Origin of the sequence: Sphingomonas sp. CFBP 8760 (assembly GCF_014841615.1) — a bacterium.
In the GTDB taxonomy this organism is placed as follows: Bacteria; Pseudomonadota; Alphaproteobacteria; order Sphingomonadales; family Sphingomonadaceae; genus Sphingomonas.
In genome coordinates, this window is the sequence record NZ_JACYUG010000031.1 from 1 (window position 1) to 23,099 (window position 23,099).

Genomic DNA, 23,099 nt, shown 5'->3' on the forward strand with positions numbered 1-23,099 from the left:
TCGAGTTCGCCTTTCACCTCAGGGGAACTCTCCACTTTTCCGGGGCAAGTCCAACTCGCCTTCGCCATCCGCGTGGCCGAGGACGAGGTCCGTAGCCGCAGGTACGAGCCGCTCGGCCCGGGCCGCGTCTCGTTCTTCGGCTTCGGCGTGAACCATCGCCGCATCGCGACGCGGACGCGACGTTTCTCGCCGGCCGCCCTGCGTGCCGACGAAACCGGCCTGCCGCACTACCACCGGGCGATGTGGGAACTGTCCGACATCCCGTTCTGCCTGGAAGGGTGGGACATGCTGCAGGACGGATGCGGCTGCGAGATCGGGGGCGTCGTCCAGCGCTGGACGCGGACCGCTACGCGGGTGGAGGAGTGCGACAGGTGCGGCGATCCGCTCGCATGGATCGATCCGGTCCCCGTGCCCGAGCGGATGCGGCAGTCGCTGGGCATACTGGCGACGCTGTTCCCGGAACGGCTCATGGCCGGGCTCGACGTCGGCGCGGTGCTGCCCGAACCGTTGCGGACGGTCGACCGCGGCCCGGTCCTCGACATCGTCCTGTCGCTGGCCCGGGCGATCGATCCGGGATCGTCCGAACGCCCGTTCGAGGAAGCGGAAACCCGTCTGGCGGCGCTCCACTCCGCATGCGATGCGCTGGTCCGCTGGCCCGACGGCCTGACCGATGTCGAACTCGATCCCGACGTCAGCAAGATCACGACCGAACGACTGCGCGTCGCCTGGCACGGGCTCGCGCCTCTCGCCCGCGCTGGAGGGGTACCACGCACCCGTGCCGCGGTCTCTGCGCGGTCCGACGGGGCGTCCGCGACGAAGCCGGTCGGCATCCGTCCGGCCACGGAGATCGCGAGGTTGTCGCCCGAGGTGTTAACCACCGCGTGGGAGCACGGGCTCGTGACCCGCCATCGGCGGGTGCACGGCGCCCGGCTGCTGCCGGCCTACGACCCCGCGGAACTGACGGCTCTCGGCGATGCATGGCGGTCGAGGCGCGAGCCCGCGGCCCTGGCGTACGAACTCGGACTGCCGCTGTACGGTCTAGAGCAGCTTGCCGCCTCGGGGACGTTGATCGCGGACGCGGTCTCATTGCCCGGCACCGGCTCGTTCTTCACGCCTGGACGAGTCGACGCCTTCTTGAAGGCGCTATCCGACGGCCAGCGTCCGATGGCCGATCCCGTCTCCCTCCGGCAGTTGATGCGCCGCGCCGGCGGCAGGCTCAAGGCGTGGGGGCGGGTGATCGGGGCGCTCCTGTCAGGCGACATCCCGTACGCGCTCGTCGGCGACGGCCGACTCATCGACAGGATCGTGGTCCCCGCGGCCGCCCGCGAAGCGATCGACGTGCTGGCATCGGGTCCGGGCGTGGACAATGGTGACGCTTCTGGTGCCATGATGATCCAGCGCGACGCCCTTGAGGTGCTCAACGCGCCCCAGGACGGCGCCAACCTCCTCGCCGGGCTCGCGAACACCGGGATCAACCCCAAGATGTACCGCATCGGGGACGTCGTGCGACGGGCCGGCGAGATCGTCGTCCTGCCGGAGATCGCCGCAATCCTAGGCCGGGATCTCGCGTCCGTCCATGAGGCGATCGTCCGATGCGGCCTCTTCGATGAGGTGAAGATTGCTGGAGCGTGGTCGCGCGACCTGCTGCCTCTGATCGTCCACGTGTTGGGGGAAGGCGGGTCCAGAGACCCGAACACGTCGATCCATCCCGATTCAAACAATGATGAAACGTGGGGACTGCGGGGCGACGGATAATTATTGCCAACCCGGATCGTATTCCCTTCATCGCGACGCGGCGGGTAATCGGCCAAGTCGATCGGCCAATAATTTGCGTGCCGTGGCCCACCCGGCCCGCGCTGCGAACGCGCCCGGACGATCTGGGGAACCGGATGGACTGAGCGATGGCTATCCGAACATAGCCCACAGCGGCACGACCTGTACGGTGATGAGCGCCATCGACTGATCCCCCGTCATGCCACTCACAGATCAAGCGCCGGCGCTTGGGCGCTGGCTTCCGCCGCCCGCCGCCGCTGTGTTGACCGAGCCCGCGCGGTCGGGCGCTGGTGGGCGTTCGTCAACACCGGCAATCCGCAGAACACTTCGTTGCATGGTGCAATGCAGCATCTCCAGCGATCATCTCCGACGCATCATCGGCATGAGGGCGATGCGCCCCACGCCCCACGCCCCACGCCCCACGCCCCACGCCCCTGGAGCATGCGACGCTGCGCAGGTGGAAATGAAATTAACGGCGATATGAGCAGGTTGCTTGAAAAGAACCCGTCTGCTGGTTTTGAAAAAAAGTCTGGTTGACAGATAGATGGCTGAGCAGCTTGGTTTGAAAAACGACATATCCCGTGTTCAGGCGCTTCCATGTGCCATTCCCCGCCCGTCGAACGCAAAAAATAACCCGGCAGCGGACTGCCGGGTTCGAGGTTGACGCCTAGGGAGCAACCTGGCGCGTCACGTGGCCGCCGCCCCGGAAGGCGGCGGCAAGATCGTCAGTTGCCGTTGAGCAGCGCACCCTCGTTCGCGATCGCCTCGTTCACGAGGCCCGCATCGGCGTTACCCAGCGAATTGTCGAAGCCCAGCGTCGAATTGCCCTCGACCTCGCCAAGATTGCCCTCGGCCGGGAAATCGCCCTCGTTCAACGTCAGTTCGTTGTCCGCGGCCGTGGTCGTCGGCTCCGGCTTGGAGCAGGCGCCCAGCGACAAGGCGGCGGCGAGGGTGAGAGTGGCGGCGACGATCGGCTTCATGAATATATCCCTTGTTGATGATCCGGCGGGTCCGGGCCTTTCGGCGTCGTCCCATAACGGCCATCATATCCTATCAATTTGATAGGGATTGAAAGAAAAGCTGTCGATCGGGATAGATCGGCTGCGACATGGCTCCGCCTCGCGAACGCCACCGGCCATCGTATTGCCGAGGGCGGCGCTGGACCCGGGACCGGGCCGTGCGTTACCCTGTGGCTCTGCACGGGGGATCATGATGACGGCACTGGTCGCGATAAATGGCACCTTGATGGACGGCGTGGACACCGATCGCTTCTCGGTCGTGACGGTGTTCGGCGCGGCGACGCCGGCACCCGCATGGCAGGCGATGTTCGGCTGGCCGGCGAGCGGCGGCGATGCCGTCCCGCTCGACGTGCGATCGGTGGCGGATCGCACCCGCTGGGCGGCGAAGCTGGACGATGCCGTGCGCGGCGCGGACCGGGCGGTATTGCTGGTGGCCGACGGGCTCGGCTGCGCGGCGAGCGCATGGTGGGCGCGGCTGTCGCCCAGCGACTATGTGGCGCGGATCGCCGGCGCGATCCTGCTCGATCCGGGGCGCGGCGACCATGCCGCCCTGTTCGATTCGCCACGGACACGCCTGCCCTTCCCCTCGCTCGTGATCCAGCCGGACGGCGCGACGGTCGGCGCGGCGGCGGACCACTGGGGTAGCCGCCTCATCGTCAACGGGCGCGAGCGGCGACGCGCGGATCGCCCGGTCGCGTGGCGGCAGGCGCAGCAACTGTTCCTGCGACTGACGGGCCAGATCGTCGAGCAGGACGTGAACCGGGCACGCGCGCGCATTGCCCGGCTCTGATCGTGCCGCCCGCCAGGGCGGGCATGGCTGGCTGGACGCGAACAGCCATGTCGTGATCGTCGGCGGCGGCTTCAGCGGCGCCCTGATGGCGATCAACCTGTTCCGTTTCGGCGGCCCCCGCACGACGCTGGTCGAACGGGCACCGGAACGGCTCGGTCGCGGTATCGCCTATGGCGCCGCCCATCCCGGCCAGTTGCTCAACGTGAGGGCCGCGGCGATGAGCGCGTTTCCCGACGATCCCGATCACTTCGCCCGCTGGTGTCGCGACCGGGCCGGTGCCGCCCCGGCGGATTTCGTCGCGCGCGAAACCTACGGCGCCTATCTGCGCGAGACCCTGGCCGCCGTGCGGGACGCCGCGGGTGATCGACTGACGATCCTGTCGGGCGAGGTCCATGCGATCGACCGCCTTGCTGGCACCATGCGCATCACACTGGCGGGAGGCGATACGCTGGCGGCGGATGCCGTCGTCCTCACGCTCGGCAATCTGCCGCCGCACGCACCACCCGGGATCGACCCCGCCGCCCTGCCCGCAGGCGTCTATATCGACGACCCCTGGGCGCAGGAGTCGGCGGCGGGCCTGTCGAGCCGGGACCAGGTCGTGCTGGTCGGCTCCGGTCTGACCGCGATCGATATCGCGCTGCGGCTCGATGCGGTCGGGTTCGAAGGCCCTATCCTCGCCCTGTCCCGCCGAGGTCTCGCGCCGCGCCGTCATGTCGATGGCACCCCGCCCGCCCCCGGCTGGACGGAGACGCCCGACATGCCGCTGTCCGCGCTGGTCGGCCGGCTGCGCGCCGATGCCGCGACGCTCGGCTGGCGGGCGGCGGTCGATACGCTGCGCCCGGTGACGCAGCGCTGGTGGGCGCGCGCCGATGCGGTCATGCGCGGCCGTTTCCTGCGGCATTGCCGCCCGTTCTGGGATGTTCACCGCCACCGGCTGGCCCCGGCGGTGGCGGAGCGGATCGACGCGATGGTGGCGGATGGCCGCCTGCGGTTCGCCGCCGGCAAGATCGCCACGGTCGCCCCCCACCCGCAGGGGGCGCTGATCCGCTGGCGACCACGCGGCGATGACGATGCGTGCGACACCATCGCCCGTCGCATCGTCAACTGCACCGGCCCGCAGGGAGACGTGCTGCGCACCACCGAGCCATTGCTGCGCCAGCTTGTGGCGGGCGGCATGGTCAGGCCCGATGCCCTGCGGCTGGGGATCGACGTCGACGACGGTTCGCGCGTGATCGATCGCGACGGTCAGGCCCAACCCGATCTCTACTGCGTCGGGCCGATGACCCGCGGCAGCTTCTGGGAAATCGTGGCGGTGCCCGACATCCGCCGGCAATGCGCCGATCTGTCGCGCCGTCTGTCGAACAGCCACTGGATCGGCGAGGGATTGTAGCCGGAACCGGAACCGGCGCCGGTCAGTCCAGATTGGGCCGCAGCCACCGCGTCGCCGTCGCCATGTCCACCCCGCGGCGGGTGGCATAGTCCTCGACCTGATCCTGCCCGATCCGCGCGACGCCGAAATACTCCGCCTGGGCATGACCGAAATAGAAGCCCGATACCGCCGCGGTGGGCAGCATGGCGAAACTGTCGGTCAGTTCCAGTCCCGTGTTCGCCTCGGCATCCAGCATGTCGAACAGCGTTCGCTTGAGCGAATGTTCCGGGCACGCCGGATAACCGGGCGCCGGCCGGATCCCGCGATACTGCTCGCGAACCATCGCCTCGTTGGTCAGTTGCTCGCCCGGTGCATAGCCCCACAGGTCGGTGCGGACATGCGCGTGCAGCCGCTCCGCGAATGCCTCCGCCAGACGGTCCGCCAGCGCCTTCAGCAGGATGTCGTTGTAATCGTCGTTGTCCGCCTTGAATCGCGCGATATGCGCGTCGATGCCATGGATGCCGACCGCGAAGCCACCCATCCAGTCGCCGGCGGGATCGATGAAATCGGCGAGGCACATGTTCGCGCGACCTTCGCGCTTGGCGATCTGCTGGCGCAGAAACGGCAACCGCACCGTCGCTTCCTGCGTCCGGTCGAGGTTGGGGATGTGAAACCCCTCGGGGATACTCGCGCCGTCGGGGCTGCGATGCGCCTCGCGGTGCTGGGTATAGACCCAGACGTCGTCGTCATGCCGATGGCACGGCCATAGTCCGGCGACGCCCCTGGCGGTCAGCCACTTCTCGGCGATGATCCGGTCGAGCATCGCCTGCGCGTCTTCGTACAGCCCGGTCGCGCTGTCGCCGACGACCTCGTCGGTCAGGATCGCTGGGAAATTGCCGGCGAGTTCCCAGGCGCGGAAGAACGGCGTCCAGTCGATATAGCCGCGCAGGTCGGCAAGGTCCCAGTCGTCGAACCGGTGAACGCCCGGCCGTGCGACCGGCGGTGCCTTCAGCGCCATGTCGACGGTCAACCCGCGCGCGCGCGCCTCGGCCAGCGGCAACAGGTCGTTCTGTCCCTTGCTGGCCCGCGCGATCCGCACCTTCTCGTAATCCTCCGCGACGCTGGCGACATAGGCGTCGCGCTGCGTATCGCTGACCAGCGTCGTCGCGACGCCCACCGCGCGGCTGGCGTCGAGGACATGGACGATCGGGCCGTCATAGGCCGGCGAGATGCGCAGCGCGGTGTGCACCTTCGATGTCGTCGCGCCGCCGATCAGCAGCGGCATCGTCATGCCGGCACGCTTCATCTCCTCGGCGACGGTCACCATCTCGTCCAGCGACGGCGTGATGAGACCCGACAGGCCGATCATGTCCGCATCATTCTCGTTCGCGGCCGCGATGATCTTGGACCATGGCACCATCACGCCCAGGTCGACCACGTCGAAGCCGTTGCACTGGAGCACGACGCCGACGATGTTCTTGCCGATATCATGCACGTCGCCCTTCACGGTCGCCATGATGATCTTGCCCTTGCCCTTGGCACCCGGCTCCTTCGACGCCTCGATGAAGGGCAGCAGGTGCGCCACCGCCTTCTTCATCACCCGCGCCGATTTCACCACCTGCGGCAGGAACATCTTGCCCGATCCGAACAGGTCGCCGACCACGTTCATCCCGTCCATCAACGGCCCCTCGATCACCTCGATCGGGCGGGGGAACAGCTGGCGGCATTCCTCCGTATCCTCGACGACGTGCAGGTCGATGCCCTTGACCAGCGCATATTCCAGCCGTTTGTTCACCGGCAGGCTGCGCCATTCCGCCGCCTGTTTCTCGGCGACGGCGTCGGTGCCGCGATATTTCTCGGCCAGCGCGACCAGCCGGTCCCCCGCCTCGGGATCGCGGTTCAGGATCACGTCCTCGCACGCGGTGCGCAGTTCGGGATCGATCGCGTCGTACACGTCGAGCTGGCCGGCGTTCACGATCCCCATGTCCATTCCCGCCGGGATCGCATGGTAGAGGAAGATCGAATGCATCGCCCGGCGCACCGGCTCGTTGCCGCGGAACGAGAAGGACAGGTTGGACAGCCCGCCCGAGATATGGACGTGCGGACAGCGGACCTTGATCTCCTTCACCGCCTCGATGAAATCGACCGCATAGTTGTTATGCTCCTCGATCCCCGTCGCCACCGCGAAGATGTTGGGATCGAAGATGATGTCCTCGGGTGGAAAGCCGATCCCCATCAGCAGGTCGTAGGCGCGGGCGCAGATCTCGACCTTGCGCGCCTGCGTGTCCGCCTGCCCCACCTCGTCGAACGCCATCACCACCACGGCGGCGCCGTAGTTCATGCACTTGCGGGCATGGTCGAGGAATTGCTCCTCGCCCTCCTTCATGCTGATCGAATTGACGATCGGCTTGCCCGACACGCATTTCAGCCCCGCCTCGATCACGCTCCATTTGGAACTGTCGATCATGAACGGCACGCGCGCGATATCGGGTTCGGCGGCGATCAGCTTCAGGAAGGTCGTCATGGCGTGGTGCGCATCGAGCAGCCCCTCGTCCATGTTGATGTCGACCACCTGCGCGCCGTTCTCGACCTGCTGGCGCGCGACCTCGACCGCGCGGGCATAGTCGCCCGCCATCACCATCTTCTTGAATGCCGCCGATCCGGTGACATTGGTGCGCTCGCCGATATTGACGAACTGGGTGGCGGAGGATGTGGTGGTCATGAGGCGTCCGGGAAACCAGCAAAAAGTTCGGCAAGCGCCGCTTCGTCGGCGATCTCGCCATTCGAGCGGTAACGTTCGATCTCGACATGCCCGTCTTCGAACACCTCGATTTCCCAGCGTTCGCCCGGCGGGGCGGCATCGATCATGATCGCATCGTCGCGGATGCTGGTGATCGAATGGTGGATACGCGCCGCGTTCAGCCGGGCGATGATCTGGAAGGGGGTCATGCCGCCATCGTGAAGGGTTCGAGCCCGGCCAGCCGCGTCCGCACCGGCGGCACCGGCACCGCGCGCGGCGACAGGCCGCGCACCTTCTGCGCCATCGCCGCGATGTGCGCGGGCGTCGATCCGCAGCAGCCGCCCAGCACGTTGACCTGCCCCGCGACCGCCCATTCGCCGACCAGTCCGGCGGTGGTAGCCGGTTCCTCGTCATACGCGCCCAGTTCGTTGGGCAGGCCGGCATTGGGATAGATCATGATGAGCGTGTCGCACGTCTCGCTCAGCGTCTTCACATGCGGGCGCAGCTGTTCCGCGCCGAACGAGCAGTTCAGCCCGATCGTCACCGGCTTGGCATGGCGCACCGCGTGCCAGAACGCCTCCACCGTATGCCCGGACAGGTTGCGACCCGACAGGTCGGTCAGCGTCATCGACAGCATCAGCGGCAGGTCGCGGCCCAGATCGTGCGCCGCGTCCAGCGTCGCCATGATCCCCGCCTTCGCGTTCAGCGTGTCGAAGATCGTCTCGATCAGGATGAAATCCACCCCGCCCTCGACCAATGCGTCGATCTGTTCGCGGTACACGCTTTTTAGGTAATCGAAATCGATCTCGCGATAACCGGGGTCGTTGACGTCCGGGCTCAGCGACAGCGTCTTGTTGGTCGGCCCGATCGCGCCGGCGATGAAGCGCGGTCGGCCATCCTTCGCCGCGAACTCGTCGGCGACGCGGCGCGCCATCCGCGCGCTCTGGACGTTGATCTCGCGCACCAGATGCTCGGCACCATAATCGGCCTGGCTGATCCGGTTGGCGGAGAAGGTGTTGGTCTCCGCGATATCCGCCCCCGCCGCAAAATAGGCGCGGTGGATCGATTCCGGCACCTCGGGCTTGGTCAGCGCCAGGATGTCGTTATTGCCCTTCTGGTCGTGGTCCAGTCCCAGATCGCCGGCATAGTCCGCCTCCGACAGTTTCCAGTTCTGGATTTCGGTGCCGAAAGCACCATCGGTGATGAGGATGCGCTTCGCCGCCTCGGCCTGCAGCTTCTCGCGTGCCGTCATGTCCCGTCCCTCGCCGCTCACGCCGCCACCGCCTCGGCCCCGGCCTTTGGCCGAACCCCCAGCAGATGACAGATCGCATAGGCCAGTTCGGCCCGGTTGAGCGTGTAGAAGTGCAACTGCTTGCACCCCCCCGCATACAGCCGGCGCGACAGTTCCGCCGCCACCGTCGCCGCCACCAGCTGGCGTGCGGCGGGATGCGCGTCCAGCCCGTCGAACAGCCGCTCCATCCACGCCGGCACCGCGGTGCCGCACATCGCGGACATGCGACGGACGCTGGCGAAGTTCATCACCGGCATGATCCCCGGCACGATCTCCGCATCGATCCCGGCCGCTGCCACCTGGTCGCGGTAGCGGAAGAACGTCTCCGGCTCGAAGAAGAACTGGGTGATTGCGCGCGTCGCGCCCGCATCCAGCTTGCGGCGCAGGTTATCGAGATCGGCGGCGGCATCCATCGAATCGGGGTGCGATTCCGGATAGGCCGCGACCGAAATCTCGAACGGATGCAGCCGCTTCAGTCCCGCGACCAGCGCCGCCGCATTCTCGTACCCGCCGGGATGGCTGACGAATTTGCCACCGCCGCTGGGCGAATCGCCACGCAGCGCGACGATGTGGCGGACGCCTGCCGCCCAATATTCCTCGGCGACCTGATCGATCTCCGCGCGGGTCGCCTCGACGCAGGTCAGGTGTGCCGCCGCCGCCAGCGACGTCTCGCGCTGGATGCGCGCGACCGTGGCGTGCGTCCGTTCCCGCGTCGTGCCGCCCGCGCCATAGGTGACCGAGACGAACCGGGGGCCGAGCGGCTCCAATGTCCGCACCGCATCCCACAATTGCTCGTCCATCTTCTCGTTCTTGGGCGGAAAGAACTCGAAACTCACGTCCAGATCGCCGTCGACATCGGCGTAAAGGGGCGATTCCAGCGCGCATCGCGCCTCCGCCAGCTGGTCCACCGAAATCGTCATGCCGCCTTCACCTCGTGCAGGGCGGGCGCAAACTTCCGCGCCAGCCACAATTTCACCGTCAGTTCGCCGCCGCCCAGCGTTTCCACCCGCGCGATCCGCAGCCCCGCCGCCTCCGCCCAGCCCGCGACCTGTTCGTCGGCGAAGCCCAGCCGGACATGCGCGTCCTGCGTGCGCAGTTCCTCGCGATCGTGAGCGGCGAAATCGACGATCAGCAACCGCCCCCCGCCGGCCAGCACCCGCGCCGCCTCCGCGATCGCGGCGCCGGGCTGCTGCGCGAAATGCAGCACGTTATGAATGATCGCCACATCGGCGGCCCCGTCCGTCATCGGCAGCGCATAAAGGTCCGCCTGCCGTAATTCCGTGTTCGCGGCGCCGGCCAGCTTGGCGCGCGCCAGCCGCAGCATCTCCGAGGATCGATCGATCCCCAGTGCCGCGTCCGCCCGCGCGCCGAACAGCTCCAGCATCCGGCCGGTGCCCGTGCCGATATCGATCAACGTGCCCAGCGGCGCAGGGCCCAGCACCGCCGCCATCGCCGCCTCGACCTCGCTCTCGGCGACATGGAGCGATCGGATCGCGTCCCATTCGCCGGCATGCGCCTCGAACCACGCCGCCGCCGACGCCGCCCGATCGGCGCGCACCGCCGCCAGCCGCGCCGCGTCCGCCACCGCCCAGTGATCCGCCTGCCCCGCGCTCCAGCCGTCTAGCGCGGCGGCGATCGGCCCCACCACCTCCGGCCGGCCCAGCGCGACGAACACCCAGCTGCCTTCCTTGCGCCGCTCCGCCAGACCGGCATCGCACAGGATCTTCACGTGCCGCGATACGCGTGGCTGGCTCTGCCCCAATACCTGGGCCAGTTCGCCGACCGACAACTCCATCCGCCGCAACAGCGCCAGGATTCGCAGCCGGCTGGCGTCGCCCAGCGCGCCGAAGATGTCGAGCGGATCGATCATGGATCATCATATAAAGAAATCTTTATATGCGGTCAATCGAACTGGTTGGCTGGACCCGATTGCTTTCGGTAGCGTTACGGTTCGCGATGATCCCCCCTTGGGGTCGCCGCAACGGGAGAAACGCAATGAAGAAGTTCGTCGTGCCGGCCCTGGCCGCTGTCGCCATGCTCGCCGCCTGCAGTCAGAACGCGCAGAACGAGACGTCGGAGGCCGCCAACGCGATCGCCGCCGATACCGCCGCCACCACCGAGAACGCGACCGCCGACGTCGACGCCGCGACCGATCGCGCGCTGAACTCGGCCGAGCGCAGCATCGACAATGCCGGCGTCGCGATCGATCGTGCCGCCGACAAGACCGGTGCGGCCGTGGACAACGCGGCCGACGATGCCGCCGCCGCCGGTGACCGTGCCGCCGACGCCACCGGCCGCGCGCTGGAGAACACTGGCAAGCGCATCCGCGACTGACCGATCGGTTTGCCGGGCGACGATCGCGTCGCCCGGCACGTCTTCCCACAGGAACCGTCATGAACAAGCGCCTCGGCTCGACCGACCTTCATCTGTCCCCCCTCGTCCTGGGCGGCAACGTCTTCGGATGGACGGCGGATCGTTCGGCCAGCTTCGCGGTGCTGGACGCGTTCGTCGCGGGCGGCGGCACGATGATCGACACCGCCGACGTCTATTCGGCCTGGGTCGATGGCCACCGGGGCGGGGAGTCGGAAACCATGATCGGCGAATGGCTGAAGGCCAGCGGCCGGCGCGACGACGTGCTGATCGCGACCAAGGTGGGGATGCTCCCCGGCGACGGGGGCGAGAAACTGGCGCCCGCGCGCATCATCGCTGCCTGCGAAGCCTCGCTGCGCCGCCTCGGCACCGACCGGATCGACGTCTATTACGCGCATCAGGACGATGACGCCGTCCCGCAAGAGGAGGTGCTCGCCGCCTTCGGTTCGCTGATCGCCGCCGGCAAGGTCCGCGTGCTGGGCGTATCCAATTTCACCGGTCGCCGTCTGAAGTCGGCGATCGACGTGTCACGCGGCACCGATCTGCCCCGCGTCCATGTCCTCCAGCCCGAATACAACCTCGTCAGCCGCCACAAGTTCGAGGGTGAGTTACAGGATTACTGCGTGCAGGAGAACGTCGCGGTCCTGCCCTATTACGGGCTGGCCAGCGGTTTCCTGACCGGCAAATACCGCAGCACCGCCGATCTCGGCAAAAGCGTGCGGGGCGGCTCGATGGCCGATCTGCTGGCCGGGCGCGGCGCGGCCGTGCTGGCGGCGATGGACGAGGTCGCAGCCGAAACCGGCGCGACGCTGCCGCAGATCGCCCTCGCATGGCTGATCGCCCAGCCCGGCGTCGCCGCACCGGTCGCCAGCGCGACCAGCGTGGCACAGCTGGCCGATCTGTTGCCGGCGATGACCCTCGAACTTGATCGGGACCAATTGGACCGGTTGACCAACGCCGGCGTCTGACCGGCATGGCGATCATGGCGAAGTGTATGATATCACCGGCTTCGTCATGATCCTGCCCCGCCCCCTGCTCGCCGCCGTCGCCGCCGTCGTCTGGCTGCTGACCGCGATGGCCGCCCAGGCCGCCGTGACGGTGACGTTCTGGAGCCATGAACTCGGCAACAGCTTTCCCCATGCCTTCTTCACCCTGCGGGGCGTGCCCGATGCCGGCGGACCGCCGGTAGACGTCAATTACGGCTTCACCGCCCGCACGCTCAGTCCCGCGATCCTGTTCGGCACGGTCGCGGGGAAGCTGGATATCGCCAAGCCGTTCTACATGGCGGGCAGCGACGCCCGGTTCTCGGTGATCCTCACCGATCGGCAATATGCGGACCTGCTCGCGCTGGTGGCGGCATGGAGCGGCAAGAACGGCGACAGCCGCTACAATCTCAACCGCCGCAACTGCGTCCATTTCGTGCGGGAAGCCGCCCGGCTGGCCGGATTGACCGGCCTCGACCATCCCGGCCTGATGAAGAAACCACGTTCGTTCCTGAAGGCGGTGGCGGCGGCCAATCCGGGTCGCGTCGTCGTGCTGAACCTGCCGGGCCGCGCCTATCTGGCCACGTTGCCGGCCTTGCCCGCTCCTACGCGCTGACCGGCCGGGCGCAGCTCCAGCAGATCGAGGATCGACTGATAGGCCGGGCGCGGCAGCACCAGCCGCCATCGCGCCGGCGCGATCCGCTCGACCATCCCCACCATATCGCGCCCCGCATCGCGGCCGTAATCGAGGGGGCGTTCGTCCGCCAATGTCATCGATCCCAGGAACACCGCGCGCGCATCGGTATCCGGGTAAAGCGATCCGATCGGGCGCTGCCGGCCGTCCAGTCCGGTCAGCCGCCGCGCCGCCGCGTCGTCGGATGGGTCACCGGCGGCGATCCGGCATCGTGACCAGTCCTGCGCCGCATAGACCGCCCCCACGCTGCCACGCCGCCCCAGCTTGACCATCCGGCAGTCATACTCGCCCGCGGGCGGCATCGCGCCCGCCAGCGTCCGGTCGGGATCGAACAGGGCCGGGTCGCGCATGATCGCCGCCGCCGCGGCGCGATCGGTGCGGGCCTCACCCAGTGCCTCGGTCCAGGCGGATCGCCACGCCCGCAACCGCGACCGATCGGGCGCGGTCGCCAGCCGCCGCCAGTCGACGCCGTCCATGCGCTGCGCGGTGGCGCCGTTCGCCGACATCGTCGCGAGCAAGACGAGGCCGACAAGGCATCTCTTCACGCGGCGGTCCAGCCGCCATCCATCGTCAGGTTCGCGCCGGTGATGGCCTTTGCCTCGTCCCGGCACAGGAACAGACCGAACGCCGCAACCTGTTCGGGCGTCACGAATTCCTTGGTCGGCTGCGCGGCGAGCAGCACGTCGTTCATCACCTGATCGCGGGTCATGCCGCGCGCCTTCATCGTATCGGGAATCTGGTTCTCGACCAGCGGCGTCCAGACATAGCCGGGGGAGATGCAGTTGGCGGTGATCCCGTCGCGCGCCACCTCCAGCGCCACCGCCTTCGTCAGTCCCGCCACGCCGTGCTTGGCCGCGACGTACGCCGCCTTGTTGGGGCTGGCTACCAGCGAATGGGCGGAGGCGGTGGAGATGATCCGCCCCCATCCTTTCGCCCGCATCGCCGGGATCGCGGCGCGCATCAGGTGGAACACGGACGTCAGGTTGATCGCGATCACCGCATCCCATTTCTCCGGCGGAAAATCCGCGACGGGCGAGACATGCTGGATACCGGCATTGGCGACCACGATGTCGCACCCGCCCGTCTCCGCCACCGCACGCTCGATCATCGCGGCGATCTGTTCCGGCTTCGTCATGTCGGCCGGATCGTAGAGCGCCGCCGCGCCGCTGGTCGCCGCCAGTTCGCTGCGCGCACGCTCGATCGCCTCCGCCTCGCCGAACCCGTTCAGCACCACGTTCGCACCCTCGGCGGCGAAGGCGCGGGCAAAGGCCAGCCCGATCCCCGACGTCGATCCCGTCACCACCGCCGTCTTGCCGTGCAGAAAACCGTTCGCCATCGCTGCCGCCTCTTATCCCATGTTAGTTCGACAACGCCGCAATCGGGCGACGGTGCCGCAACCGCTATCCGCTTCGTGCATTTCACTATCGCAACGATCAGGCGAATTTTCCATGCGGCTCGACGATTACGATCCCAACGACATCAATGTCGGCGACCAGCGTGGCGAAGGCGGCGGCGGCGGTGGCTTCGGGGGCGGGGGTGGCGGCCTGCTGCTGGGCCTGTTGCCGATGATCGGCAGCCGCTTCGGCTGCGGCGGCATCGTCGTCGTGCTCATCATCTTGGCGGTGATGGGCCTAAATCCGCTGTCGCTGCTCGGCGGCGGTGGCGGTTCCAATTCGACGCAGGTCACCCGCTCCGCCCCGGCCGGCGAAAACGAAGCCGCGACCGCCTGCGCGGTCAATCCGGAAAGTCGCGCATCCTGCCAGGCATTCAATTCGGCGCAAAGAACCTGGGTGGCGCTGTTCGCCAAGAGCAACCAGGAATTCGCGAAGCCGACCCTGCAATTCTATGGTGGATCGGGCAAATCCGGGTGTGGCGCGGCACAGGCGGCGATGGGGCCGTTCTATTGCCCCACCGACCGGGGCATCTATCTCGACACCAGCTTCTTCAACGAACTGGCCAACCGCTTCGGTGCCAAGGGCGATTTCGCGCAATATTACGTGATCGCGCATGAATTCGGCCACCATATCCAGAACCTGCTCGGCACCTCCGATCAGGTGCAGCGCATCCAGCGCACCGCCGGCGAGCGGGAGGGCAACGCCGCCTCGGTCCGCCTCGAACTTCAGGCGGATTGCTATGCCGGCGTCTGGGCCGCCGCAAACCGCAACCAGCTCGAACCTGGGGATCTCGAGGAGGGGATGACCGCCGCCCGCGCGATCGGCGACGATACGCTCCAGCGCGAAGGTCAGGGCCGCGTCGTGCCCGACAGCTTCACGCACGGCAGTTCCGAACAGCGGATGCGCTGGCTGCGACGCGGTCTGGAAACCGGCGACCCGGCCCAATGCGATACCTTTTCAGGCGCGATATGATGCGATCAGGCCCACCCGTTCCCGATCGGTCAGGTCGGGCACGGCCGCCTGCCCGGTCGCGGCGGCGATAGCGGCGGCCTCCACCACCGCCATCACCGCCAGCGCCTGCACCGGGGGCACCGGATTGGCCCCCTCCCCGCGCAGCGCGGCGGCGATGGCGGCGTAATAGCATCGCTGGTCACCGGCATCGGCGGGCCGGGTGGTCACATTGCCCTCACGATCGAACAGGCGCAGCGGGTCGTCGTCCACGCCCCACCCGTCCGCTCCCGGCCGGATACCATCCAGCAGCTGCGCCTCCTGCCGGTCGGGACGGTGCTTCACGATACTGCCGCCGTCACCATGGACCACGAAACGCGGCGAGCCGCCCGCGACCAGCATCGCGGCATGCAGCACCGCCCGCCGCCCATCGCCATGGTCGAGCACGACATGCGCCCAGTCGTCCGCCAGGGCGCCCTCGCGTTGCCGCGCCATCGATGCCTGCACCCGCTCGGGCAGGCCGAACAGCAGGATCGCCTGATCGACGAGATGTGGCCCCAGATCATACCATATCCCGCTGCCCGGTGAGCCATCCTCTCGCCAACGCGCCCGGACGGCGGGGCGAAACCGGTCGATATGCGATTCCAGATGCACCGGCCGCCCCACCACGCCGTCCCGAATGGCCCGGTTTACCGTCAGCCAGTCACTGTCCCAGCGCCGGTTATGGAACACCGACAGCAACCGGTCCCGCGCGGTCGCCAGCCCGATCAGGTCGCGCGCCTCGGCGGTATCGAGCGTGAACGGCTTGTCGACCACGACGTGCCGCCCCGCCCGCAACGCCGCCGTCGCCAACGGCGCATGGCTGGCATTGGGGCTGGCGATCACCACCAGATCGATCGCATCCGACGTCGCCACCGCCACCGGATCGGCCGCCACCGTCACGCTCGGCAGGTCGGCATGGACCTTGGCCGCATCGCTCGACGCCACCAGCGTCAGCGCCATGCCCGGCACACTCGCCAGCAGGGGCGCGTGGAAGGTCCGCGCCGCATAGCCATAACCGATCAGGCCCACCCGGATCACCACCCGCATTCCTCCGCATCCGCCGTCCGGTTTGAAAACCGGTCATGCGGTGGCCATAGACGGTTCGCCATTCCCGGAACAGGACGACCCCGCCCATGCCATCGCGCCCCCGGCTCTACTTCGACGGCGGTTGCCGCCCGGCCGGCATGGAAACCGCCGTCGTGCTGCGTGGCGTGGCCTATATCGCCGACGATCTGGGGCCGGGCGACAGCATGGATGCCGAATGGCACGCCCTGATCGCCGCCGTGCGGCTGGCCCAGGCACAGGGCGTGGCCGATCCCGTCTTCCTCGGCGATTCCCGCGCGGTCATCGCGCAGGCCACCGGTGCCGCGAAGGCGCGGGGGCCGGCGCTCGATCATCTGGCAGCGTTCCACGCGCTGACCGCCACGATGCCGCTGCACGTCCGCTATGTCCGCCGATCCCGCAACCTCGCCGGCATCGCGCTCGACCGTCGCCACGACGGCGCGGTCCGCCAGCCCTTTCCGTGCGTTATGTCGTCATGACCGAGACGATCGACCAACTCCGCGAACGGATGGAGGCCGCCGCCGCCGCGATGGATTTCGAGGAGGCGCGTATCCTACGCGACCGGATCAACCTGTTGCGCGGCGGCACCCCCGATGCCGATGCCGATGCCGCGACGGCCGACACCGCTGGCCTCACCCGCCAGCGTGCAGGCGCGATGGGCCTTGGCACCGGCCAGCCCCGCGTCGCTCCACCCCCCGGATGGACGCCGCCCCCCAGGCCCGATCCGATGACCAGCGGCCGCTCCCGTCGCGGCGGCCGGCGGTAACGGGATCAGGCGGTCAGGCCGCGTCCGCCACCACGCCCATGCCGACCAGATCGCGCGCCACCGCCTCCGCGATCTTGATCCCGTCGACCGCGGCGGACAGGATACCGCCGGCATAGCCCGCCCCCTCGCCCGCCGGATACAGGCCGGCGGTGTTCACGCTCTGCAGATTCTCGCCGCGCGGCACCCGCACCGGTGACGAGGTCCGCGTCTCCACGCCCGTCAGCACCGCGTCCGGATGGTCGTATCCGGGTATCTCGCGCCCGAACGCGACCAGCGCCTCGCGCATCGCGGTCACCACGAAATCGGGCAAACAGTCGGCCAGATCGGTCGGCCGCACCCCCGGGCGATAGGACGGGATCACGCTGCCCAGGGTCGTGGAGGGCCGCCCCGCCAGAAAGTCGCCCAGCCGCTGGGCCGGCGCATGGTAATTTCGCCCACCCACCTCGAACGCGCGGCTTTCCCAGTGGCGTTGCAGGTCGATCCCCGCCAGCGGATGCCCCGGATAATCGCGGGCGGGATCGATGCCGACGACGATCCCGGAATTGGCGTTGCGCTCGTTACGCGAATACTGGCTCATGCCGTTGGTCGCGACCCGCCCCGGCTCCGATGTCGCCGCCACCACCGTGCCGCCCGGGCACATGCAGAAGCTGTAGACGGTGCGCCCGTTCGTGCAGTGGTGCGACAGGCTGTACGCGGCCGCCCCCAGATCGGGATGCCCCGCGCACGGACCGAAGCGGGCACGGTCGATCCAGCTTTGCGGATGCTCGATCCGCACCCCGATCGAAAACGGCTTGGCCTCCAGTTGCACACCGCGTTCGTGCAGCATCGCGAAGGTGTCGCGCGCGCTGTGCCCCACCGCCATCACCACCGGTCCGGTGTCGATCGTCTCGCCGGTCTGGAGCCGCAGGCCGCGCAACCGCCGCCCGCCATCCGCCTCCACCACGATATCCAGATCGTCCACGCGCGAGCCGAAGCGATATTCGCCACCCAGCGCCTCGACCGTCGCCCTCATGCTTTCCACCATCGTGACCAGACGGAACGTGCCGATATGCGGATGCGCCTCGGTCAGGATTTCCGGCGGAGCGCCCGCCTTGACGAACTCGGTCAGCACCTTGCGGCCGAGATGGCGGGGGTCCTTGATCTGACTCCACAGCTTGCCGTCCGAAAACGTGCCCGCCCCGCCCTCGCCGAACTGGACGTTGGATTCGGGGTTCAGCTCGCTGCGGCGCCACAGGCCCCAGGTGTCCTTGGTGCGTTCCCGTACCACCTTGCCGCGATCGAGGATGATCGGGCGGAACCCCATCTGCGCCAGGATCAGCCCCGCGAACAATCCGCACGGCCCCGCGCCCACCACCACCGGACGCGGCCCGGCATAGCCGGCGGGCGCCTTCACCGGAAAGCGGTAACCGGTATCGGGCGTCGGGTTGACGTGGCGGTCGCGCCGGCACCGTGCCAGCACCGGCGCCTCGTTCTTCACCGTCACGTCGATCGAATAGACGAACTGGATGTCCATCTTGTCGCGCGCATCGTGCGCCCGCCGCGCCACCGCATAGCGCACCAGATCGCGCGGCGTGATCCGCAGCCGGTTGCGGATCGCGGCGGCCAGTGCCTCCTCGGGATGGTTGATCGGCAGCTTCAGTTCGGTGATGCGCAGCATGGCCGCGCATCTACCCCTGCTGCCGACCCCCCGCAATCCGCGATCAGGCTGCGGCAACCTCCGGCAATGTCGAGCGTCGCCGCGCGCGCAGCGTGCCGCCGACCAGCCCGAACCCGACCAGCATCAGCGCCCAGGTCGCGGGTTCCGGCACCGCCCCGATCAACGGCGCGTCGAGGCGGACGAGGATGAACTCGTTATTGTCCGCCACCCCGGTGCCACGGCCGCCACCCCCGGGGAAATTGTTGTCGTTGACCAGCATCAGCGTCTGGTCATCGACCGCCATGACGCTTTCGATCGTGACGAACGGAAAGCGGAAGGCATTGCTGCCGTCGCCGTTCAGGTCGTTCGGGTCGGCGATGTCGAGCAGGTCGAGCACGTTGCGCTTGATGAGCCGCCCGTTCGCGTCGACCTGATCGAAATCGACCATGAACACGCCCTTGAAAGCGGCGGCGGCACCGCTGCGGCCATCGCGTTCGATGACCAGGAAGCGACGATCGTCGATCGCCGTCATCTCGCCGATATTGGTGCCGCCGGTCAGTTCGTAGGTATAGCGTTCGTCGGTGAAGCCGCCCGCCGCCACGTCGAACGCGTTGATCCGCAGCGTCCGCGCGGGATCGCCGGCGACCGTCTGCTCCAGCAGCGTGTACAGCGTGTCGCCGTCCGGGGTCAGCGCCATGCCCTCGAACCCGCCGCTGCGGGGCAGGTTCGACGTACCGGTCGACAGCGGACTGTCGGGGGACTGCACCCCCGGCAGCGAGATCGCGGAGCCGATCACCTTGAAATCGGCATCGGTGTGGATCAGGAACGGCCCGAATTCGTCACCGAAATAGTAAGACCCGTCGGCCACCCGGCGAAAGCTTTCGACATCCAGATCGGCCCCGGTCAGCAACCGCCCGTCGCGGATCGCCGGGTCGACCGGGATCGCGCCGCCATAATAGGTCGCCCCGTCCGCCTGGATCGGCAGGCCCAGCTGCCGGTTGGGATCGCTCAGCGCGCTGCTGGCGTTGCGGGTCACGGTGCCGGTGCCACCCGTCGCGGTCCGGAAATCGATGTCCAGGTCATGGACGAGCAGCAACGCATCGGCCGAATTCGCCTTCGTGCCGAACCCGTTGTCGGACAGTGCCGTGTAGCCGCCACGACCATTGGCGATGATTGAGGAAAAACCCTGTACCGGCTGCTGCCCCACGAACGGCCCCGTATAGCCACTGCCGCCGATCCCGAACTGGCCCGATGTCGGACCGGGAATAAAGGTCGCGGCGGGCAATTGCGCGTAACCCACCAGCGTGGCCGCACTGGCGGCGGAACAACCAAGCGCCGCAGCGGCAGCGGCGGCAAGCATCGAAACGGCACGCATCTGAGTGTCTCCCATCATTATGAACGACGCGTTAAGCATCTGTCATGACGGTGTTATGTCAGCACGGCGACGGTTCCGCGTCGGTCATGCACGGCTATGGCATCGCCCCCGCTGCGGGCGTAGACGGGCGGCCATGGCCGATCCGGCCGTCCCCCGTTAAGGACAGCGCATCATGACCCTGCCGGACCTTCTGCTACCTACCTGCACGCAGATGCTCGGCACGCTGTCGGCCTGGCTGGGCAAGGCGGCGGCGCGGGATACCGGTGACGGGGCGGCTGACGGGGCGGCGCTGCTGTCCACCCGGCTCGCACCCGACATGTTCCCCCTGTCGACGCAGGTCCGCTTTGCCTGCGTCCAGGCGCTGGAGGGCGTGGCGCGCCTGCGCGGCGAGGCGTTCCCGGCGGCGATCGCGGTGCTGATCGACGAAGGGCGCAACGCCGCCGGACATCCCGGGTCGATCGCCGACGCGCAGGCCCGGATCGCCGAGACGCTGGCGGCGCTGGAAGCCGCCGCCGCGACCATGCCGGATATCGATCCGGCCGCCCCGATCGCCCACAGCCTGCCGCAGGGCATGATATTCGATTTCACCGCCGGACAATATGTCCGCGACTGGGTGATCCCCCAATTCTACTTCCACGTGATGACCGCCTACGCGATCCTGCGCGCGCAGGGCGTCGAGCTGGGCAAGGCGGATTACGTCGCCCATCTGTTCGGCTGTCTGCGCCCCGGCACGATGCCGGCGGCCTGACGCGACGGGATCACGTACAGACCACAACAGACGGAGACGGGCGATGAATGCCACCTATGATGCCAGGCTGGGGCTCTATATCGCGGGCGAATGGCTGGGTGCGGCGGGGCGCGACACGCGTGACGTGCTGAACCCGGCGACGGGTGCCGGGCAGGCCGCCTTGCCGCTCGCGACCGAGGACGATCTCGATCGTGCGCTGGCGGCCAGCCAGCGGGGCTTCGACGCATGGCGAGCGACCCCGCCGGCCGAGCGCGCGGCGGTACTGACGCGGACGGCGCAATTGCTGCGCGAGCGTGTCGATCACCTCGCCCGCGTCGCCACGCTGGAACAGGGCAAGATCCAGGCGGAGGCGAAGGGCGAGGTCGCCTTTGCCGCCGGGCTGCTCGATTTCCACGCCGCCGAATGTCAGCGCGTCTATGGCCGGGTGCTGCCGCGTCCTGCCGGCTCGCACTCGATGGTCCTGCACCAGCCGGTCGGCCCGGTCGCCGCCTTCTGTGCGTGGAACTTCCCGATCATGAACGTCGTGCGCAAGCTGGCACCGGCACTGGCGGCGGGCTGCTCGATCATCATCAAGCCGTCGGAGGAGACGGCGGGCAGCGCGGTGGAGGTGATGCGCTGCTTCCAGGATGCCGGACTGCCCGGCGACGTCGCCCAGTGCGTGTTCGGCGCGCCCGACATGGTGTCGCGCCACCTGCTCGCCTCGCCGATCACCCGCAAGCTCAGCTTCACCGGATCGGTGCCGGTCGGCAAGGCGCTGATGAAGCTGGCGGCGGACACGATGATGCGCACCACGATGGAACTGGGCGGCCACGGCCCGGTGCTGGTGTTCGACGACTGCGACCTGGACCGGACGCTCGACACGCTGGTCGCGCACAAGTTTCGCAACGCCGGTCAGGTCTGCGTCGCGCCGACCCGTTTTCAGGTGCAGGACGGCATCTACGATCGCTTCGCCGCCGGTTTCGCGGAACGGACCCGCGCGCTGCGGGTCGGTGACGGCATGGATGCGGCCAGCCAGATGGGGCCGATGGCCAATGCCCGCCGCCCGGACGCGATCGCGGAGTTCGTCGGCGATGCGACCGCGCAGGGCGCGCGTCTGCTCGCGGGCGGCGACCGGGATGGCGATGCCGGCTTCTTCTTCCAGCCGACCGTCCTGTCCGACGTGCCCACCGCCGCGCGGGCGATGAACGAGGAGCCGTTCGGGCCGATCGCGCTCCTCAGCCGCTTCGCGACCGACGAGGATGCGATCGCGGAGGCGAACCGCCTGCCCTTCGGCCTCGCCGCCTATTGCTTCACCGAGAACGGCCGTCGGCAGAACATGCTGGGCGATACGATCGAGGCGGGGATGATCGCGATCAACAACGTCCGCCTCAGCTATCCCGACAGCCCGTTCGGCGGCATCAAGGAAAGCGGTCACGGGTCCGAGGACGGGCCGGAGGGGATCGCCGCCCATCTCGTCACCAAGACGGTGCATATCAGCTGACCGAAGGGGTCAGAGGCCGGCTTCCGCCAGCGCCCGGGCGATCTCCGCATCGGCGGCGGGATCGTCCTTGGGCGTCAGCCGGCCCAGCACCGTCTGCACGCGCTTCTGGGCGACCTGCAACGTCTTGTGCCGCACCTCGCGGATGGCGTTGGTCCGCCATGACGGGCTTTCGCCCAGCAACGCCGCCCACTTCGCCTCCTCCGCCGCCAGCACGGACAGGGCCAGCCGCAGGCCATCGCGTCGGCCATGGGCATAATCGTCAACCATCGGGCACCTCCAGCCGACGCCGCCCATAGCGGCTGGATCGCAGGCGGGGAACATCGCCGCTATCCGATCCCCCGTATCGGCAGCCGGGCGCGGCCGTCCGTCAACTCCTTCCCGTTTCCCCGGCGATACCTAAAGTCGAGCAGGGACAGGCGCCCGTTTTAGAGCGGGATGACATTGGTCTGACCCAATCCGTCATGGCAAGCGTAGCGAAGCAATCCAGCGCCGGACCAAGACGCCCTGGATTGCTTCGCTCCGCTCGCAACGACGAACATCCGGTTCAACCTGATGCCATCCGGCTCTAGAGCGTTTTCCGGCCGACCTGAGTCGAAGGGGATTCACACGGGCGTGCTGA

The 23,099-nt window shown here is 68.2% G+C and carries 22 protein-coding genes and 2 pseudogenes; 11 read left to right on the forward strand and 13 right to left on the reverse strand.

Features of this window, described 5'->3' with window-relative positions:
• Positions 1 to 1,755 (forward strand): hypothetical protein (locus tag IFT82_RS19525; protein WP_207105849.1); only part of this gene is annotated, 1,755 nt, incomplete at its 5' end.
• A gap of 743 nt (positions 1,756 to 2,498) precedes the next feature.
• Here IFT82_RS19525 and IFT82_RS19530 read toward each other — a convergent pair.
• Positions 2,499 to 2,753: a hypothetical protein gene (locus IFT82_RS19530; RefSeq protein WP_192129803.1), complete on the reverse strand. Its 255-nt coding sequence runs from the start codon at positions 2,751 to 2,753 to the stop codon at positions 2,499 to 2,501.
• Positions 2,754 to 2,982: 229 nt separating this feature from the next.
• Between IFT82_RS19530 and IFT82_RS19535 the strand changes: the two genes are divergently transcribed.
• Both IFT82_RS19535 and IFT82_RS19540 read left to right on the forward strand, forming a co-directional pair.
• Positions 2,983 to 3,582, forward strand: a complete 600-nt coding sequence (locus IFT82_RS19535; RefSeq protein WP_192129804.1) for an alpha/beta hydrolase — start codon at positions 2,983 to 2,985, stop codon at positions 3,580 to 3,582.
• The gene (locus IFT82_RS19540) at positions 3,569 to 4,972 is read left to right on the forward strand and encodes an FAD/NAD(P)-binding protein (RefSeq protein ID WP_274602279.1); all 1,404 of its coding nucleotides are present in this window, start codon (positions 3,569 to 3,571) and stop codon (positions 4,970 to 4,972) included. The genes IFT82_RS19535 and IFT82_RS19540 overlap by 14 nt, the downstream gene beginning before the upstream one ends.
• Positions 4,973 to 4,994: 22 nt before the next feature.
• Here the strand turns inward: IFT82_RS19540 and metH are convergent, their stop codons facing one another.
• Genes metH through IFT82_RS19565 form a run of 5 tightly spaced genes read right to left on the reverse strand, consistent with a single transcriptional unit; the run spans position 4,995 to position 10,852 of the window.
• Positions 4,995 to 7,673 carry a methionine synthase gene (gene metH, locus IFT82_RS19545; protein WP_192129805.1) on the reverse strand — a complete coding sequence of 893 codons (2,679 nt, stop codon included), beginning with the start codon at positions 7,671 to 7,673 and terminating at the stop codon, positions 4,995 to 4,997.
• Positions 7,670 to 7,900, reverse strand: coding sequence for a hypothetical protein (locus IFT82_RS19550; RefSeq protein WP_192129806.1), 231 nt, complete (start codon positions 7,898 to 7,900; stop codon positions 7,670 to 7,672). The genes metH and IFT82_RS19550 overlap by 4 nt, the downstream gene beginning before the upstream one ends.
• Entirely contained in the window at positions 7,897 to 8,943 is a 1,047-nt protein-coding gene (locus IFT82_RS19555) for a homocysteine S-methyltransferase family protein (protein ID WP_192129807.1), read from the reverse strand. Before IFT82_RS19555 ends, IFT82_RS19550 begins: the two co-directional genes overlap by 4 nt.
• Before the next feature lie 17 nt (positions 8,944 to 8,960).
• Positions 8,961 to 9,902: a methylenetetrahydrofolate reductase [NAD(P)H] gene (gene metF, locus IFT82_RS19560; protein WP_192129808.1), complete on the reverse strand. Its 942-nt coding sequence runs from the start codon at positions 9,900 to 9,902 to the stop codon at positions 8,961 to 8,963.
• Positions 9,899 to 10,852, reverse strand: coding sequence for an ArsR/SmtB family transcription factor (locus IFT82_RS19565; protein ID WP_192129809.1), 954 nt, complete (start codon positions 10,850 to 10,852; stop codon positions 9,899 to 9,901). Before IFT82_RS19565 ends, metF begins: the two co-directional genes overlap by 4 nt.
• Positions 10,853 to 10,977: 125 nt before the next feature.
• Between IFT82_RS19565 and IFT82_RS19570 the strand changes: the two genes are divergently transcribed.
• The 3 genes from IFT82_RS19570 to IFT82_RS19580 are packed head-to-tail and all read left to right on the forward strand — an operon-like array spanning position 10,978 to position 12,951.
• Positions 10,978 to 11,316, forward strand: a complete 339-nt coding sequence (locus tag IFT82_RS19570; protein ID WP_192129810.1) for a hypothetical protein — start codon at positions 10,978 to 10,980, stop codon at positions 11,314 to 11,316.
• A gap of 59 nt (positions 11,317 to 11,375) precedes the next feature.
• Complete coding sequence (locus IFT82_RS19575) at positions 11,376 to 12,320, forward strand: aldo/keto reductase (protein WP_192129811.1); 945 nt, start codon at positions 11,376 to 11,378, stop codon at positions 12,318 to 12,320.
• Between the two features lie 22 nt (positions 12,321 to 12,342).
• Entirely contained in the window at positions 12,343 to 12,951 is a 609-nt protein-coding gene (locus IFT82_RS19580; RefSeq protein ID WP_342355169.1) for a hypothetical protein, read from the forward strand.
• On the opposite strand, the gene IFT82_RS19585 is transcribed toward IFT82_RS19580, so the two are convergent.
• Both IFT82_RS19585 and IFT82_RS19590 read right to left on the reverse strand, forming a co-directional pair.
• Positions 12,909 to 13,574, reverse strand: coding sequence for a DUF4893 domain-containing protein (locus IFT82_RS19585; protein ID WP_342355170.1), 666 nt, complete (start codon positions 13,572 to 13,574; stop codon positions 12,909 to 12,911). The genes IFT82_RS19580 and IFT82_RS19585 overlap by 43 nt on opposite strands.
• Positions 13,571 to 14,365: a 3-hydroxybutyrate dehydrogenase gene (locus tag IFT82_RS19590; protein ID WP_192129812.1), complete on the reverse strand. Its 795-nt coding sequence runs from the start codon at positions 14,363 to 14,365 to the stop codon at positions 13,571 to 13,573. The genes IFT82_RS19585 and IFT82_RS19590 overlap by 4 nt, the downstream gene beginning before the upstream one ends.
• A gap of 112 nt (positions 14,366 to 14,477) precedes the next feature.
• On the opposite strand from IFT82_RS19590, the gene ypfJ reads away from it, so the two are divergent.
• A complete protein-coding gene (gene ypfJ, locus IFT82_RS19595) occupies positions 14,478 to 15,395 on the forward strand; it encodes a KPN_02809 family neutral zinc metallopeptidase (RefSeq protein ID WP_192129813.1) in 918 nt (305 codons plus the stop codon).
• On the opposite strand, the gene IFT82_RS19600 is transcribed toward ypfJ, so the two are convergent.
• Positions 15,381 to 16,454, reverse strand: a complete 1,074-nt coding sequence (locus tag IFT82_RS19600) for an oxidoreductase (RefSeq protein WP_446740990.1) — start codon at positions 16,452 to 16,454, stop codon at positions 15,381 to 15,383. The genes ypfJ and IFT82_RS19600 overlap by 15 nt on opposite strands.
• A 92-nt stretch (positions 16,455 to 16,546) precedes the next feature.
• Here IFT82_RS19600 and IFT82_RS19605 point away from each other — a divergent pair, with 92 nt between their 5' ends.
• Positions 16,547 to 16,954: a reverse transcriptase-like protein gene (locus IFT82_RS19605; RefSeq protein WP_192129815.1), complete on the forward strand. Its 408-nt coding sequence runs from the start codon at positions 16,547 to 16,549 to the stop codon at positions 16,952 to 16,954.
• Positions 16,951 to 17,241, forward strand: coding sequence for a UvrB/UvrC motif-containing protein (locus tag IFT82_RS19610; RefSeq protein WP_192129816.1), 291 nt, complete (start codon positions 16,951 to 16,953; stop codon positions 17,239 to 17,241). Before IFT82_RS19605 ends, IFT82_RS19610 begins: the two co-directional genes overlap by 4 nt.
• A 13-nt stretch (positions 17,242 to 17,254) precedes the next feature.
• Here the strand turns inward: IFT82_RS19610 and IFT82_RS19615 are convergent, their stop codons facing one another.
• From IFT82_RS19615 to IFT82_RS21080, 3 genes and pseudogenes are all read right to left on the reverse strand, one after another.
• Positions 17,255 to 18,898 carry an NAD(P)/FAD-dependent oxidoreductase gene (locus IFT82_RS19615; RefSeq protein WP_192129817.1) on the reverse strand — a complete coding sequence of 548 codons (1,644 nt, stop codon included), beginning with the start codon at positions 18,896 to 18,898 and terminating at the stop codon, positions 17,255 to 17,257.
• 43 nt (positions 18,899 to 18,941) lie between these two features.
• A pseudogene (locus IFT82_RS21555) lies at positions 18,942 to 19,055 on the reverse strand (PEPxxWA-CTERM sorting domain-containing protein); the annotation flags it as partial.
• A 90-nt stretch (positions 19,056 to 19,145) separates the two neighbouring features.
• Positions 19,146 to 20,291, reverse strand: a pseudogene (locus IFT82_RS21080) (esterase-like activity of phytase family protein); the annotation flags it as partial.
• 133 nt (positions 20,292 to 20,424) lie between these two features.
• Between IFT82_RS21080 and IFT82_RS19625 the strand changes: the two are divergent.
• The gene (locus IFT82_RS19625; RefSeq protein ID WP_192129819.1) at positions 20,425 to 21,000 is read left to right on the forward strand and encodes a DUF1993 domain-containing protein; all 576 of its coding nucleotides are present in this window, start codon (positions 20,425 to 20,427) and stop codon (positions 20,998 to 21,000) included.
• Positions 21,001 to 21,043: 43 nt separating this feature from the next.
• Complete coding sequence (locus tag IFT82_RS19630) at positions 21,044 to 22,480, forward strand: NAD-dependent succinate-semialdehyde dehydrogenase (RefSeq protein ID WP_192129820.1); 1,437 nt, start codon at positions 21,044 to 21,046, stop codon at positions 22,478 to 22,480.
• Between the two features lie 9 nt (positions 22,481 to 22,489).
• Here IFT82_RS19630 and IFT82_RS19635 read toward each other — a convergent pair whose 3' ends face one another.
• The gene (locus IFT82_RS19635) at positions 22,490 to 22,747 is read right to left on the reverse strand and encodes a hypothetical protein (RefSeq protein ID WP_192129821.1); all 258 of its coding nucleotides are present in this window, start codon (positions 22,745 to 22,747) and stop codon (positions 22,490 to 22,492) included.
• Positions 22,748 to 23,099: the final 352 nt, after the last annotated feature.

Coding starts and splice junctions, on each gene's coding strand:
- IFT82_RS19530 (WP_192129803.1), bottom strand. CDS start 2,753: ATGAAGCCGATCGTCGCCGCCACTCTCACCCTCGCCGCCGCCTTGTCG.
- IFT82_RS19535 (WP_192129804.1), top strand. CDS start 2,983: ATGATGACGGCACTGGTCGCGATAAATGGCACCTTGATGGACGGCGTG.
- metH (WP_192129805.1), bottom strand. CDS start 7,673: ATGACCACCACATCCTCCGCCACCCAGTTCGTCAATATCGGCGAGCGC.
- IFT82_RS19550 (WP_192129806.1), bottom strand. CDS start 7,900: ATGACCCCCTTCCAGATCATCGCCCGGCTGAACGCGGCGCGTATCCAC.
- IFT82_RS19555 (WP_192129807.1), bottom strand. CDS start 8,943: ATGACGGCACGCGAGAAGCTGCAGGCCGAGGCGGCGAAGCGCATCCTC.
- metF (WP_192129808.1), bottom strand. CDS start 9,902: ATGACGATTTCGGTGGACCAGCTGGCGGAGGCGCGATGCGCGCTGGAA.
- IFT82_RS19565 (WP_192129809.1), bottom strand. CDS start 10,852: ATGATCGATCCGCTCGACATCTTCGGCGCGCTGGGCGACGCCAGCCGG.
- IFT82_RS19570 (WP_192129810.1), top strand. CDS start 10,978: ATGAAGAAGTTCGTCGTGCCGGCCCTGGCCGCTGTCGCCATGCTCGCC.
- IFT82_RS19575 (WP_192129811.1), top strand. CDS start 11,376: ATGAACAAGCGCCTCGGCTCGACCGACCTTCATCTGTCCCCCCTCGTC.
- IFT82_RS19590 (WP_192129812.1), bottom strand. CDS start 14,365: ATGGCGAACGGTTTTCTGCACGGCAAGACGGCGGTGGTGACGGGATCG.
- ypfJ (WP_192129813.1), top strand. CDS start 14,478: ATGCGGCTCGACGATTACGATCCCAACGACATCAATGTCGGCGACCAG.
- IFT82_RS19605 (WP_192129815.1), top strand. CDS start 16,547: ATGCCATCGCGCCCCCGGCTCTACTTCGACGGCGGTTGCCGCCCGGCC.
- IFT82_RS19610 (WP_192129816.1), top strand. CDS start 16,951: ATGACCGAGACGATCGACCAACTCCGCGAACGGATGGAGGCCGCCGCC.
- IFT82_RS19615 (WP_192129817.1), bottom strand. CDS start 18,898: ATGCTGCGCATCACCGAACTGAAGCTGCCGATCAACCATCCCGAGGAG.
- IFT82_RS19625 (WP_192129819.1), top strand. CDS start 20,425: ATGACCCTGCCGGACCTTCTGCTACCTACCTGCACGCAGATGCTCGGC.
- IFT82_RS19630 (WP_192129820.1), top strand. CDS start 21,044: ATGAATGCCACCTATGATGCCAGGCTGGGGCTCTATATCGCGGGCGAA.
- IFT82_RS19635 (WP_192129821.1), bottom strand. CDS start 22,747: ATGGTTGACGATTATGCCCATGGCCGACGCGATGGCCTGCGGCTGGCC.